The sequence below is a fragment of the Nodularia chucula CCY0103 genome, assembly GCF_963923915.1.
Classification (GTDB): Bacteria; Cyanobacteriota; Cyanobacteriia; order Cyanobacteriales; family Nostocaceae; genus Nodularia; species Nodularia chucula.
Map to the genome: position 1 here is coordinate 58,178 of NZ_CAWUOL010000004.1, position 14,274 is coordinate 72,451.

At 41.5% G+C, this 14,274-nt stretch carries 12 protein-coding genes; 4 read left to right on the forward strand and 8 right to left on the reverse strand.

The features are described from left to right. Positions 1–49 precede the first annotated feature (49 nt). Positions 50–3,913 carry an ATP-binding protein gene (locus ACM0OP_RS02615; protein ID WP_414526821.1) on the reverse strand — a complete coding sequence of 1,288 codons (3,864 nt, stop codon included), beginning with the start codon at positions 3,911–3,913 and terminating at the stop codon, positions 50–52. Between the two features lie 431 nt (positions 3,914–4,344). Here ACM0OP_RS02615 and ACM0OP_RS02620 point away from each other — a divergent pair, with 431 nt between their 5' ends. Beyond that, positions 4,345–5,880: an FAD-dependent oxidoreductase gene (locus tag ACM0OP_RS02620; protein ID WP_414526822.1), complete on the forward strand. Its 1,536-nt coding sequence runs from the start codon at positions 4,345–4,347 to the stop codon at positions 5,878–5,880. Positions 5,881–6,066: 186 nt separating this feature from the next. Beyond that, positions 6,067–6,525, forward strand: a complete 459-nt coding sequence (gene msrA / locus ACM0OP_RS02625) for a peptide-methionine (S)-S-oxide reductase MsrA (protein WP_414526876.1) — start codon at positions 6,067–6,069, stop codon at positions 6,523–6,525. A 66-nt stretch (positions 6,526–6,591) separates the two neighbouring features. Here msrA and ACM0OP_RS02630 read toward each other — a convergent pair whose 3' ends face one another. From ACM0OP_RS02630 to petM, 5 genes are all read right to left on the reverse strand, one after another. Beyond that, positions 6,592–6,957, reverse strand: a complete 366-nt coding sequence (locus ACM0OP_RS02630) for a DUF2237 family protein (protein WP_414526823.1) — start codon at positions 6,955–6,957, stop codon at positions 6,592–6,594. A 33-nt stretch (positions 6,958–6,990) separates the two neighbouring features. Then, on the reverse strand, positions 6,991–7,677 hold the full coding sequence (gene nblR, locus ACM0OP_RS02635) for a response regulator transcription factor NblR (protein ID WP_414526877.1): 687 nt from the start codon (positions 7,675–7,677) through the stop codon (positions 6,991–6,993). Between the two features lie 143 nt (positions 7,678–7,820). Beyond that, on the reverse strand, positions 7,821–8,738 hold the full coding sequence (locus tag ACM0OP_RS02640) for an NAD(+) kinase (protein WP_414526824.1): 918 nt from the start codon (positions 8,736–8,738) through the stop codon (positions 7,821–7,823). Positions 8,739–8,876: 138 nt separating this feature from the next. After that, positions 8,877–9,881 carry an SDR family oxidoreductase gene (locus tag ACM0OP_RS02645; RefSeq protein ID WP_414526825.1) on the reverse strand — a complete coding sequence of 335 codons (1,005 nt, stop codon included), beginning with the start codon at positions 9,879–9,881 and terminating at the stop codon, positions 8,877–8,879. A 185-nt stretch (positions 9,882–10,066) separates the two neighbouring features. Beyond that, positions 10,067–10,171 carry a cytochrome b6-f complex subunit PetM gene (gene petM / locus ACM0OP_RS02650; RefSeq protein WP_190601561.1) on the reverse strand — a complete coding sequence of 35 codons (105 nt, stop codon included), beginning with the start codon at positions 10,169–10,171 and terminating at the stop codon, positions 10,067–10,069. Positions 10,172–10,484: 313 nt separating this feature from the next. On the opposite strand from petM, the gene pdxA reads away from it, so the two are divergent. Both pdxA and ACM0OP_RS02660 read left to right on the forward strand, forming a co-directional pair. Beyond that, the gene (gene pdxA, locus ACM0OP_RS02655) at positions 10,485–11,558 is read left to right on the forward strand and encodes a 4-hydroxythreonine-4-phosphate dehydrogenase PdxA (protein WP_414526878.1); all 1,074 of its coding nucleotides are present in this window, start codon (positions 10,485–10,487) and stop codon (positions 11,556–11,558) included. A gap of 333 nt (positions 11,559–11,891) precedes the next feature. After that, the gene (locus tag ACM0OP_RS02660) at positions 11,892–13,502 is read left to right on the forward strand and encodes an FkbM family methyltransferase (protein WP_414526826.1); all 1,611 of its coding nucleotides are present in this window, start codon (positions 11,892–11,894) and stop codon (positions 13,500–13,502) included. A gap of 295 nt (positions 13,503–13,797) precedes the next feature. Here ACM0OP_RS02660 and ACM0OP_RS02665 read toward each other — a convergent pair whose 3' ends face one another. Together ACM0OP_RS02665 and ACM0OP_RS02670 are read right to left on the reverse strand one after the other, a co-directional pair. Continuing rightward, complete coding sequence (locus tag ACM0OP_RS02665) at positions 13,798–14,007, reverse strand: type II toxin-antitoxin system RelE family toxin (RefSeq protein ID WP_414526827.1); 210 nt, start codon at positions 14,005–14,007, stop codon at positions 13,798–13,800. Next, positions 14,007–14,219: a hypothetical protein gene (locus ACM0OP_RS02670; RefSeq protein ID WP_414526828.1), complete on the reverse strand. Its 213-nt coding sequence runs from the start codon at positions 14,217–14,219 to the stop codon at positions 14,007–14,009. The genes ACM0OP_RS02665 and ACM0OP_RS02670 overlap by 1 nt, the downstream gene beginning before the upstream one ends. Positions 14,220–14,274 lie beyond the last annotated feature (55 nt).

The following is a 14,274-nucleotide window of genomic DNA, read 5'->3' on the forward strand; positions in this document are numbered from 1 at the left end:
GAATTTTTAACTTCCAATAACTATGGGTACAAGCCCCAACAAATTCCAACTACGAATTACGAATTACGAGACTAGCTACTACTGTAACTAACTCAGCAGGCTGAATAGGTTTAGGTAAATGTAGCTGATAACCTTCTTGAATAGCGCGGGTGCGATCTTCTGCCCTAGTATAGGCTGTTAAAGCAGCTGCGGGGATTTTACCACCTTGTTCTGGTGGTTGCGATCGCACCTTCCGAATCAATGAATAACCATCTTCATCGGGCATAGCAATATCACTGACTATAACATCTGGTTTCCAGTCTAAAATGGCTTGCAATGCCTCTGGAACCGATGCTACTGCTTTAACTTCCCCCTCATACTGTTCTAGTACCGTAGCCATAAAATCACGGGTATCAATTTCGTCATCCACAACCAGGATGCGCACACCTGAAAGACAGGGAAGAGGAAACTGAGCAAAATCTGTACTTGGACTACTTACCGACTCAGAAGTAACACTCTCAGGTTCTAACAACAGTGGTAACTTCACAGTAAAGGTTGCTCCCTGGTTTTCACCGCCACTATCCACATAGATAATGCCACCATGCAACTCTACTAAATGATGTACAATTGCCAAACCCAAGCCTAATCCACCATAGGATCTGGTACTAGAACTATCGGCTTGACGAAAGCGGTCAAAAACATAAGGAAGAAACTCAGTTTTAATGCCAATCCCTGTATCCTTGACTTCGATTTGAGCATAACTAGTTATGGTTCTGGGTAATTCTTGACTATGCTCAACGCTCTGGGAAAGTTTAATTTCTACCCTACCGCCTGTAGGTGTAAATTTGATGGCATTTGATAATAAATTCCAGATAATTTGTTGTAAACGCTCACTATCACCAGCAACTAAAAATCTAACCTGACAGGGCTGTTTTTCTGAGGAAGGAATCTGGGAGAATCTGATCTCAATTTCTTTAGCTTGGGCGGCCAGTTTAACTGTTTCAATAGCTGACTCAATTACGGGAACCAAATCGCAAGTACAAACATTTAGATGTAACTTACCCCTGATCATGCGGGATATATCCAGCAAATCTTCTACTAACTGGGTTTGTGTTCTGGCGTTCCGTTCGATAGTTTCCACCGCTCTAGCTATCTGAATGTCGCTGAGTTTGCGGCTTTGCAGTAGTTGCGCCCAACCGAGAATAGCATTCAGGGGCGATCGCAACTCATGGGATAATATAGCCAGAAATTCATCCTTCATGCGGTTAGCTGCGCGCAGTTGCTCAGTTTGCTGCTGTAAAGAACTAATTAAACTGGCTCTTTCCATGGCGATCGCAATTTGGTCACACACAGCTTGGATCATACTGCGTTGATTTTCACTAAAGCGATCGCACCTGTGGCTACCAAAACACAGAGTCCCCAAAAGCCGTCCCGATGCGATTAATGGGTAACTGTAACAAGCAGTAATTCCTAAACTCCGAATCAAAGCCGCTTTTGGTTCAGTTGATTCCTGAACATTTTCTATATAAATAGGCTGGCGTTCTTGAGCTACAGTACCGCAGATAGATATTCCCACCTCTAGACACTCATATTTTTCAGCAATTTCTTCAGACACACCTTTAAAGGATGCTAAGTGCATTAACTGAGACTTTTCATCAACTAAATAGTTGAAATAAACATCTAAATCAATCTGCTCCGCCAGTTTTTGGAAGAAACTATCCACTAGAGCTAATGGTTGCTGACTCGATAACAAATCACTAGCTGTATTAAATAGCAACTGTAACCTTTTGTAGCCTAACACCTGGGCTGTTTCGATTTCCTTGATCTTGGTAATATCTTGGAACGCCATCACACAGGTAGATGGATGACCATGCATCGCTGGTAAAGTGTCAGCAAATATGAGTAGAGAGCGCACACACTCACTGGTATGCCAATCTACCTCCAATCCATCCAAACATTCCCCACGAGCTACTCTTACCCCTGGTACTTGGTCTTTAGGAATGAGATTTCCGTCCCCATCTGTGTAGTTATAAAATTTTTCATATTCCTCTACAGGTATACCCGTGAGAAATTCACCCCCAGCTAATTCATTAGCCGCAAGATTAGCAAAAGTTACCTGCGCCGTTTCCGGTTCAATAAACAGTAATGGTAGAGGCATTTTATCCAGCAAATCTTTCAGCCATTTTTGTTGATTTTGAATTGCTGACTCTATCTGCTTGCGCTGAGTAATATCCAAAAATACGCCCACACTCCCTCTAGTCTTACCCTCTTCATCAAACAACGGCACCACAGACTCCAGCAACTTCACAACTCTGCCATTGTCATGGATAACATCGAGTTCAAAATCTAGAACTTCAACACCATGAGCCGCCGAGTAATGCATGGGTAATTCTTCTGGTAATAACTCTTTACCGTTGCAGTAGATTTTAAATTTACTTGATTTTTTACCTCTAGGCGGGCAGAGGGAAGGATTTTCATCCGGTGAAATTCCCAATTGTTGAGCAAAGTAAGGATTAACTCGAATTTTTTTGCACTCCGCATCTTCAGCCATAGCAATCCCAATGGGAATTACTTCAAATAAAGTTTGTAATTCCGTGATGCGACGTTGTAAATCCTGATTTAGTTGGATAATTTTTTCTCTAGCTTGCTGGCGTTCTCTTAAGTCCAAAATAAATACTACCGACTCTTCTCGGTTTTCACCCAAGAGAACATAACCCACTAAAACGGGAATGCGCCTACCATCTTTGTGAATATATTCTTTTTCATAAGGTGTACAAGCACCATTACGACTCGCTTGGGCTTCTGCAATTCCTTTTTCATCTAAATATAAATACTCTGGTGGTGTGATATCGCTCCACCTTAACCGACCTGATAACATATCCTCTTGTGTATAACCAATCATGCTCAGAAATGCTTCATTAGCTTCGTGAATACCCCCATACACATCACCAAACTTAATCCCAATCACGTTAGCATCTACAAAACTTCTCAGTTTTTCTTCATAAGTCCGCAGTTTTTTTTGCGCCTCCTCATGTTGACGACAAAGCCGTAAAACCACTGATGAACTTTGCCAAATCAAAATAGCAAAAATCACTATTAAGATCATGGCAAATAAGGATATAGCAAAAGCGGAACCGTATTTTCCTGCGACTTGACCTTGGAGGATTAACCAGCCTAAAACTAAGGGAATCGTAATGGTTGCTATCAGCAAACGACGAGCAATTAAGCCACCGTAGCTATCACTGATAACTACTTCCATTAATCCCTCCTTGGGATGTATCCACAGAATACCTACAGAAATTACAATAAATGTTAATCCTGTATGTAATGCCATTGATGTTGTATATGAGGCAATACGGGAAAAAAATTCTACTTGATAGCCATAGCTAACGACTACTTGTAAAGCAATCACAGCTGCTATGAGAGCTAGAATTTGTGCATACCAATAACTGCGCTGATTTTGGGTATGGGTCAAAATTAACAGAGATATACCCACCAACACAAAGTTAACAGCACTATTAAAACCCATGCGCCCTGGATGGGATGTAAATAAAGCATTAGGTTTATCTGGGAATAGTAACTCGTCAATCCCAAAGTCCCACCCGAACAAATATTGACTAACTGTAATTACACTTATAAAGGTAACAATTCCGGCACAAATTTGAGACAAGCGCCAGTAAAGAATGTTTTCACTGCTTGTTACAGCTTTTCCCTGCTGCAAAGTCCACAAGGATACACCAGATAGTAGAAAACATAAAGCTGTATTGGGCTTCATTGTGACTAAGTCAGTGTCGCCAAACCTTTTGATCCATTCGATGTCGAAAAACCAGCCAAACAACACGAAGACACCGACGAAGAAAGCGATAAAACTGCTAATTTGGGCTACTCGTAATCCATATGAATCTCGCCGTTGCAAGCGGTTAAGGTTTAACATTGAAGTTTTACCACCGAACTGTTTAGTGTAGTAATATGTAGTATTTTTGCATGACTCCAGTTAAGATAACTAGATAATTTGTAATTTAAGCTACTCACTATTGATTTATTTTGTCTCTATCTATGTGCAGATTTTTTGATTGCAGAGTCTAGATTAGATAATAATGGAGACAAAATCATCTATCTCTAAACATATTTTTAAAATTTCAGCATAATCTGACGTTTAGTAGAGATATGACTGAGAGATCAAAATTAAAATCGTATGTATAGCAATTCTCGTTCAAGTGAGGTACAAGCAGTAACGCGGATCGATACTGATAAACGCAGATAGTTTTGTACTTTATGAGACTAGGAAATACTATGGCGGGGAAATTATTTCTCAGATGAAAGACTTTTACTCCCAGGTGATTAAACTGGGAAATATACAAAAATATGCAAAACGACTCTGGTAAAACAACTTCCATTTGGATGACCACAGCAGATGTACCAGATCAATCTGTACTGGCTGAAAACGTTCGTGCTGATGTGTGCGTTGTCGGTGCAGGAATGGCTGGAATGTCTACGGCTTATATGTTAAGTCGTGCAGGTAAATCAGTTGTAGTGCTAGATGATGGCGCTATTGGTGGGGGTCAGACTTGCCGGACAACAGCACATTTATCCAATGTCTTGTCTCATTACTACTATGAGCTTGAAGATATTCATGGTCGTGATTTGACAAAATTGATTGCAGAAAGTCACACCCAAGCAATTGATACTATACAGGCGATCGCATCTCGTGAACAAATAGACTGTGAATTTGAGCGATTGAACGGTTATCTGTTTCCCCCTGACCTACAATCTCAGGATGAAATGGAACGAGAATTAGCCGCAGCCCACCGCGTCGGACTCACTGGTGTGGAACTTGTCCCCCAAGCCCCCATAGATAGCTTTAATACAGGCAGGTGTCTGTGTTTTCCCCACCAAGGACAATTTCACCCCCTGAAATACTTAGCTGGATTAGCTGAAGCAATTCAACGCCGGGGCGGGAAAATTTATACAGGAACTCACGTACAAAAAATTACAGGTGGTTTAACCGCCCGTGTGGAAACCAGCAATGGTCAAGTAGTCACAGCTGATGCTGTAGTTGTAGCCACCAATTCCCCAATTAGTAACGTAGCTACCATGCACTTTAAGCAGGCGGCTTACATGACATTTGTGATTGGTGTAAAAATACCTCGCGGTTCCATGACTAAAGCCCTTTACTGGGATACTCTCGACCCCTATCATTACGTGCGCCTGGAAAATCTGGATGAACAGTATGATCTCCTGATTGTGGGTGGAGAAGACCACAAAACCGGACAAGCTAATGATGCTGATGCCCGATATGCCAGACTAGAAGTGTGGACAAGAGAACGTTTCCCAATGGCGACAGAGAGGTTATTTCGCTGGTCGGGTCAGGTGATGAACGCTGATGATGGCATTGCTTACATTGGCAAAAATCCTCTAGATGAGGATAATATCTACATCGCCACTGGTGACACAGGTTTGGGCATGACCCACGGTACTATTGCGGGAATACTGTTGACTGATCTGATTTTGGGGCGAATTAATACCTGGGCAGAAGTCTACGACCCCTTAAGAACTAGAATTGGTGCAACAGGTGATTTTGTCTCTGAAAATATTAACGTTGCGGCTCAGTATTTAGATTGGATAACGCCAGGGGAAGTTGATTCTGTAGAAAAGATTCCCGCCGGTAGAGGTGCAGTGGTGCGTCAGGGCTTAACTAAAATTGCCGCCTATCGAGACGAAAACGGCACTTTGCATGAGCATTCAGCAGTTTGTAGCCACTTGAAATGTATAGTTGCTTGGAACTCTTCCGAAGAAACCTGGGATTGTCCTTGTCATGGTTCGCGGTTTGATGCTAAGGGTAAGGTAATTAATGGCCCCGCAATTGATGGCCTTGCACCTGCATATCAGAAGCAAACCTGAAGATTTAATTTTCACAGGATGTTTTAAAATTCACCTGGCGACTAGAAGTCGCGGCTACACAGACATGACGCGAAGCGTCTTCCCGGAGGGAAGGCCACCTACGTGGGTTATTTTTTTACTATGGTTGTTGAAAACATCCTCAGCCAGCACGTTAGGATTTTTACAGAGTTTAAATTGCAAACTGTTATGGAAAAACTGACCTTTGGTGCTGGCTGTTTTTGGGGAGTAGAGGCAGCATTTCGCAAAGTCGAGGGGGTAAAATCAACCTCAGTTGGTTACATGGGTGGACATTTTCCTAACCCGTGTTATTTAGATGTGTTATCGAGAATTACAGGTCATGCGGAAGTTGTGCAGGTGGAGTATGACCCAGAATTTGTGAGTTATGATGATTTATTGGCGGTTTTTTGGGATATTCATGACCCGACGACTCTCAACCGCCAAGGTGCAGATAAAGGAGAACAGTACAGGTCTGTGATATTTTGCCACAACGCCCAGCAGTTAGAAATGGCGCAGCAGTCAAAGGTAAAACTTCAGATGTCGGGAAAATTTGAGCAAAATATTGTCACACAAATTAAACCTGCTAGTGAATACTATTTAGCGACAGCAGAACATCAGCAGTATTTTGAGAAGAAGGGACGACGTTAGTTGAGTGTTGAGGCTGGGGAACAATTTATTATTGATACCCACTCCCTACTCCCTACTCCCTACTCCCTACCCTACGGCGTGTTTTTGCAAATCTTCAAGAGAACACACCTCTAAGGCTCTAGCATGGGTGGCTGCAAGGACAACTGGAGGTGCAACCCCTGCTTCTAATGCTTCTTGCCAACGGGCGGCACATAAACACCAGCAATCGCCTGGACGTAATCCGGGAAAATCAAATTGGGGAACTGCTGTGCTGAGGTCATTTCCCTGTAATTTCGTATACTCTAAAAATTCTGCTGTAACTTGGGCGCAAACAACGTGCATCCCAAAATCTTGACCACCTGTATTACAAAAACCGTCGCGGTAATAGCCAGTTATGGGAGATGTACAGCAACTCTCCAGGTCTGTCCCTAGTACATTTTTGGCTTCTGGCATAATCAATTCCTATTTTTTGCAGTAATTTTAATTTTAAGATTCCCTTAATACATATCCTACGCCGCGCACTGTTTGAATCAGGCGTTTGTGACTTTCATCTTCAATTTTGAGGCGTAAGTAGCGAATATATACTTCTATTACATTGGATTCTCCCATAAAGTCATAACCCCAAACGTTTTCTAAAATTTGTTCGCGGGTTAGCACTTCACGGGGATGTTCCATTAAGAATTTTAATAGTTCAAATTCTTTCATGGTCAAGTCAATTGACCGACCGCTATGTATGGCGCGACGGGTAGCGATATCTAAAATCAAATCCCCAAAGCGCAACTGTTCTGTTGTCTCAATATCTGGTTGGAGATAGAGACGAATCAATTTTAAAAAATCTTCTGGGCGATAAGGCTTGAGAAAGTAATCATCAGCCCCAGATTCTAAACAGGCTACTCGGTCATCTACTGTATCTCTGGCCATAAGTATGAGGACAGGGGCGCACATCCCAGCGTTTCTGAGATTTTTACACAATGAGAGTCCTGATTCTCCTGAGAGCATTCGGTCTACAACTATTAAAGCAGGTTGGCGATCGCGGCAGGATTGTAAACCACTAGCTGCATTATGAGCCAAAATCGCTTCATAACCTGCTTCTCGCAAATCAAAGGACAGCTGATTTGCTAAACTCTCATCTGTTTCAATCACCAAAACACAGGGACTGTGAGCCATTGTCATCATAATTGGGAATCTTTGATGAGGGATTTAAAATTGTCTAGACTTTCCTGAGAAACTTGATCAAAAAATCATCATCACAGGTAATTAGATGCAATTTTTTCCCTGATTTCAAGTTCCTCATCCAGCCTAGTGATTTCTTGCTACTAGGGTAACTCTACTGATGATGGTTTGGCGATATGTGGTAAACCCCAACCCAGTTTTTCTCGCAAAATCCGGAAAAATTCTGGTGGTTGTAAACGGATGAATCGGACACTATAGCGCGATCGCTCTAAATATACCCGATCTTCTGGAAAAATATAACATCCCCCATTTCCATCCACTACCATCACCAGTCTGGGAATATTGACTGGGTAAATGTTTACTTTTTCTGTATCCGGAAACACCAACGCCCTGGAAGCTAGGGAGTGAGGGCAAATAGGTACTAACTGCAATACTGGTACACCAGGAGTTACCACTGGACCCCCCGCACTTAAGGAATAAGCCGTTGAACCTGTGGGGGTAGAAACTATCACACCATCCGCAGCAATATCCACTGGTGCGTGTCGCCCCACAGCAATTTCAAAATGGCACATTGAGGTTAATGGTTCTCGATGCAATACCATTTCGTTTAAGCACAGGGCTTCCCACAGCACAGACTCACCGCGAAATACTTTCACAGTCAGCATGGCTTGTTCTTCAATTTCAAATTCCCCCGCCATCGCCTGTTCTAAGGCTTCTGGCAGTTGATTGACATAGGTTTCTGTCAAAAATCCCATGTGACCAGTATTCACCGTTAATAGAGGAATACCAGTGGGCGCAACTTGACGGGATGCGGCTAAAACAGTCCCATCTCCCCCTAGTACCACAGCAAACTTCATGTCTGAGTCGAAACCAGGAGGAGTCAGTCCTTCAATGGGAGTGTGGCACACAGGACTCTCTGGATTAGAGTAGCCCAATATACCACCAAGGCTGGTGGTGACAATTACATCCCAACCGGCGGAGGTCAGCTTTTCTTGCAGTTCGATAGCGATGCGACCGGCTATCGGTTTAACGTCATTGTAAATAATGCCTGCTTTCGGCACACTCAAATATCCAAGACTAAAAGATGCTTTTTACTTCTGTCATCGTGACATATTTTGGTCAATGTAGTCATTAATCTCTAAAAAAATGACTGGGAGTTGGCAGTGGGAGGAAAATTTTAACTTCCCAGTGACTGATAACTACTGACTATTAACTTTGGAAGATTGTTTAAAGGGAGTTTTTTTAGGTTTATCTTTTTTCTTTCTGGATTTAGTTTTTTCGTAGTCTAACTCTTTGAGCTTCTTCATAATTCGGCTAAAATACTCTTGCAGATAGCTTTCTAGAGTTGTGGTTTCTCCTTGGTCTAAGCCAAATACTTGATACACTTCATCCATAGGAGCATTTAAAGGTCTACCACTGGCTAAGACTTCTGTAAACTCCAGTCTGTCTGCGACGTTCCATCCCCACTGAAAGAAACGGATAACTCGCCGCACTGTACGCAGCAGGTTAATGGGCATTCTGGTGATTCTGGCTTCTTTTCCAGATAACCGTTCACAGAGCTTAATAATTTCTTCTGCACTCCAAGCACGAGTACCCACCACTGGAAAGGCTTGTTTCTCGGTAGCTGGTACACTCAAGCTGCGGATGGCAAATTTGGCGATGTCTTGAGTATCCATATAAGCCACTGGGGAAGAATTACCAGTTACCCATACTGGTTGATTTTCCAAAATGGGGATACCGTATTGACCAATTAAGCCTTGCATGAAGCCAGCCAAGCGTAAAATTGTGTAATTTATACCAGATTCAGCTAAATACTGTTCTGTACACCGCTTAATTTCCATTAGTGGGACTTCTGGATATTTATCGGCATCAAGAATAGAAAAGAATATAAAACGTTCTACGCCCGCAGTTTTTGCAGCTTGAATTAATGCTACTTTGCCATCCCAGTCTACTTGTTTAATAGTCAATGAATCTGTGGCACGAGATGTTGCAGCATCAATAACGGCGGTGACACCTGACAGCGCTTCTGTGAGGCTTTCGGGGTTACATAAGTCTCCCCGCACTAGTTCCGCACCCCATTCTTTGAGAAATGCGGCTCTTTTGGTACTCCGCACAATACATCGGACTTTATGCCCTTCATCGATAGCACGACGAGCCACTTGTCTTCCTAAGGTGCCAGTAGCACCGACGATTAATAAAGTCATGAGGGTAGTAATAAATTTTTAACTTTTATGAAATGAATCTTAACAGAATTAGCTGTGTAAATAAAAGTTTACATTATTTTAATAAACTTTAGTCATCCAAAGGTGAAGGGGGAGAGGAGGAAGTAAATTATTGCTAATTCGTTTCTAACTCCCCCTTGCTCCCTGCTCCCCTGCTCCCCTGCTGATTATTCCTCTGCGCCCTGGATTTTCAGTAGTAAAGCACCTAAAGCCCAACCTACAAAGATTAAGCCGAAGGACAATAGTGCTGCATTAAAAATTTCGCCGCCCATGAGTGTGATTCTCCTTGATGAATGGTTGATCAGCAGTCAATCTTGGGGTTTCCCTGGAGATTTCCTGTTTTGTGGACTTTTAACAAGATTGGCGTGATGTTGAAATTAAGTTTTCACAAGACCAATCTGCTTGCCTACTTTGGTTCTAGGCATTTGAATATTATGTCTACCAATTGCCTGATGCAAAGTAAACTAGCTCTACAAAGGCTACTGTTTAATTAGACCTGTGTAAATAATTCTAAACTAGTTTTATGATCAATCCTTGCTTTTAAGTGATGCAAGTCTGGGAATTACAGCGTTATTAAATAATATTATGTATGAAATTAATGGCAGGCAATCAGTAAATTCTTCTAAAGCAAGTCGCCCTCGTTTGGCTCTGACTCTGGGGGACCCGGCGGGAATTGGCCCGGAGGTTGTTTTGAGGGCTTTGGCAGATTCAGCTATTAGTCAAAACTGTGACATAACGGTTGTGGGTAGTCGGGATGTGTTGCTAGAGGTTTATCAAGGGCTGAATGGCAAAGATTTGGCTGATCCTGATGATTTACAGGTGATGGATGTGCCGTTAGATCAGGGGGCTGCAAATATTATTATAGGTAGGGGTAATGCTGCTAGTGGGGCGGCGAGTTTTGCTTATCTGGAATGTGCGATCGCCTGCACTTTATCTGGTAAATTTGATGGTATTGTCACTGGCCCCATTGCTAAATCTGCTTGGAAGTTGGCAGGTTACAATTATCCAGGGCAAACGGAACTTTTAGCGGAAAAATCAGGTGTTGACCGCTTTGGAATGTTATTTGTGGCGCGATCGCCTTATACTGGTTGGATACTCCGGACTTTACTGGCAACCACACATATTCCTCTTTGTCAAGTAGCCGATACATTAACACCGCAGTTATTAACGAGAAAATTAGATTTGCTGGTGGAGTGTTTAGAGCAAGACTTTGGTTTAAAACATGGGAGAATTGCGATCGCAGGTTTAAACCCCCACAGTGGCGAACAAGGACAACTGGGAACAGAAGAACAAGATTGGTTAATTCCCTGGTTACAACAAGAGCAGCAAAAACGCCCTCATTTTCAGTTAGATGGACCCATTCCACCAGATACAATGTGGGTGAAACCCGGTCAAGCTTGGTATGGCAAATCTTCTATACCAAATCCCGCCGATGCTTATTTAGCACTCTATCACGACCAAGGTTTAATTCCCGTAAAGTTAATGGCTTTTGACCGCGCTGTGAATACTTCCATTGGCTTACCTTTCGTGCGGACTTCACCAGATCATGGTACAGCATTTGACATTGCAGGTCAGGGAATTGCCGATGCTACCAGCATGAAAGCCGCTATAGAGTTAGCGGTGGAATTGGTTAATCAAAGGTTACTAATTTCGGGCTGATCAGATATTAACATCGATATCTGCATTGAAGGGGGATAAATTTTACTAAAAATTGTCTGCAAAACTTGCTCCTACCCCGTAAAATCCGGTTCCCTCCTCGCTTGCGGTGAACCAGCGCTGTAGGCGGGTTTCCCACCGTAGGCGACTGGTGTTCGCGTAGCGTGCCGGAGGCATCACCCGAAGGGAGAGGGTTAGGGAGGGGTTCTCTTTCTGCATCTTTATATGAAATTGGTATCAGATGTTAGATACTGCTATCCTGTGGGTATCCTCTTTAATAAGCACTGCAATTACTTAAGTAATTATTCGTTGGGATACTTTTTATCAGGGTTAAATATGAACTTACAGCCTGGGACAGATCACATATACTTGCAATATATTCAAAAATTACTCCCGAACATTCAACCGGAGAATTTATCTCAAATCGCCGCAATTCTGGAAAACACCGATTGGGATAACTCTGATTCATCAGCTGATTGGAATAACATCGCCGTAGTAGCTTTAACTGAAGCAGAACAGTGTGATGATAATTTAGCCATGCGCTCAATGTATCTAGAAATGGCTATTGAAGCTCTGAATAATGGTTTAAATATTGATGGAAATCCTGTTTGTGCAGCCCATTTAGCTTTGATCCACAGCATGATTGGGGAAAAAGCACAAGCAATGGATATATCATTTAATACTTTTATTCACACTCTCCAGCCTGCTTATACAATTGAGGAAAATCAAAGTAATTTTTTAATATATGTTTTTTCTCCTCAAAAACAATTGTCTCCCAATCAGCAGCAATGTTTAGAAGAAATTCTCTTATCTGTTAATAGTTACCAAAAAGCATTATTTTTATTAAGTGACATCCTCTCTCGCTCACAGATAGTATTTTATAATACAGCCAATCGTCGTTTTTTACATATAGCCGCTCAAGTTGTACCAAATGCAATGAAGACAATTCTCAAGCTGGGAATATCCAATTTAATGAGTAGAGAACCAGAGGGAATTTTATACTTACATCAAGCCAGAAAATTAGTCCCAAATTCAGCACCTGTACAACAAGCACTCTACTTGGCTTATGGCTATTTTCAACAAGTAGAATTAGCAGATTATTGGCAAAAAGTATCAAGTCAATTCTATCAGTCAAATGCCCTCACCCCTGAATGGGCTTGGACTCAATTACCCAAAAATAGTCCGTTTACCTATGTGCCGTTTGAAACTGATCTGATTTTAGCAGTAGAATCAAGCTTGTGTAGTATTGCCACCAGCGTATTAATTGCTGAACAAGACTGGTTTGAAAAAGAAATGGAATTTTGGCGTAATTCTATTAAACCAGGAATGACCGTAATTGATGTTGGCGCTAACGTGGGTGTATATACTTTTAGTGCTGCGGTAAAAGTTGGCTCTCAGGGACGAGTTTTCGCCGTTGAACCCTTCTCAGTTTGTGTGAATTGTTTAACAGAAACTTGTAGAATTAATCAACTTGCATGGGTCAATATTTGTGCTGGAGCCGCGAGCGATCGCAATGGTAGTATAAAATTATTGCTACACTCTGCCAACGAACTCAATCAAGTAGTTTCCAGTGATGAAGCTGAGAAAATGACCGGACAAGCTTTTCAAGAAGCCAAATGTTTCACATTAGATAGTTTAATTGAGCCAGAAAATATTACCCAAGTAGATTTTCTCAAACTAGATGCAGAAGGTCATGAAATGGCTGTGTTAATTGGAAGTGAAAAATTAATTACTGAATTTTCCCCAGTCATTTTATATGAAAATATTGCAGGTAGCCAAGGCAGTAACATTGAAGTCGCCCAGTATTTAGAGAAAATAGGCTATGAACTATTCTACTATCAACCCTATATAAACAAATTAATTCCAGCCAATTCTGATAGAGACTTTCGGGAACAATTAAACATCATTGCTTTAAAACCAGAAAAACGCTTCATGTTTGAATTTTAAACCAAACAGTTCGTAGTAAGCAATTTAGTAGGTGTAGATTGGGTTAAGCGCCGTGCTACCTAACCTACATTTATTTTTCTGTCTCTAGAGTGATAAAAACGGGTTATTTATCTGAACACATAATTTTTTATTCTATTTACCATACAACTGCCAAAAAATCACTGCTATAAATTCCATCTCCCCTTGCGGGGAGGAGTTGGGGGTGGTTTGCTACACTTTCATAAACTCATCTAAATATTACTTACTTTTGACGATAAATTTCTTTACGATGTTTCGCTTTAACTATAGTTACTAATCAAATATCATCCTGGATTTGATAAATAACTCGATAATCTTCTACTCTAATTCTGTAAAGCGACAACTCATTTTGTAATTTTTTCACTCCATCAGGACGTGGGTTAACAGCTAAATCTTGAATTTTTAACTCAATTCTTTCTCTGATATCAAGAGGTAGTTTTTTGAGTTCTTTTACCGCACCCTTGGTAAACTCAATTTGATATGTCACTATTTCAACTCTTGTTTATACTGTTCCCAGGTCAGAGTACCATTAATTTTTGCATCTTCTAATTCTGCTATTGCATCTCTAATATCCTCTTCATCTTCACATTCACTAGCATTTAACAGTTCTAAAACCTCTTCTAAAGTTCCTTCATAAGCCTGTTCTAAGCGGGCATAGATTGCTGTTAACAAAACTTGCTTTTTACTAGTAGCTTCCATCTTGATACTTAGTGTAAATTTTTTTAGGTTTTAGTTACTTATGTAAACGCATCAT

Coding starts and splice junctions, on each gene's coding strand:
- ACM0OP_RS02615 (WP_414526821.1), bottom strand. CDS start 3,913: ATGTTAAACCTTAACCGCTTGCAACGGCGAGATTCATATGGATTACGA.
- ACM0OP_RS02620 (WP_414526822.1), top strand. CDS start 4,345: ATGCAAAACGACTCTGGTAAAACAACTTCCATTTGGATGACCACAGCA.
- msrA (WP_414526876.1), top strand. CDS start 6,067: ATGGAAAAACTGACCTTTGGTGCTGGCTGTTTTTGGGGAGTAGAGGCA.
- ACM0OP_RS02630 (WP_414526823.1), bottom strand. CDS start 6,957: ATGCCAGAAGCCAAAAATGTACTAGGGACAGACCTGGAGAGTTGCTGT.
- nblR (WP_414526877.1), bottom strand. CDS start 7,677: ATGACAATGGCTCACAGTCCCTGTGTTTTGGTGATTGAAACAGATGAG.
- ACM0OP_RS02645 (WP_414526825.1), bottom strand. CDS start 9,881: ATGACTTTATTAATCGTCGGTGCTACTGGCACCTTAGGAAGACAAGTG.
- petM (WP_190601561.1), bottom strand. CDS start 10,171: ATGGGCGGCGAAATTTTTAATGCAGCACTATTGTCCTTCGGCTTAATC.
- pdxA (WP_414526878.1), top strand. CDS start 10,485: ATGTATGAAATTAATGGCAGGCAATCAGTAAATTCTTCTAAAGCAAGT.
- ACM0OP_RS02660 (WP_414526826.1), top strand. CDS start 11,892: ATGAACTTACAGCCTGGGACAGATCACATATACTTGCAATATATTCAA.
- ACM0OP_RS02670 (WP_414526828.1), bottom strand. CDS start 14,219: ATGGAAGCTACTAGTAAAAAGCAAGTTTTGTTAACAGCAATCTATGCC.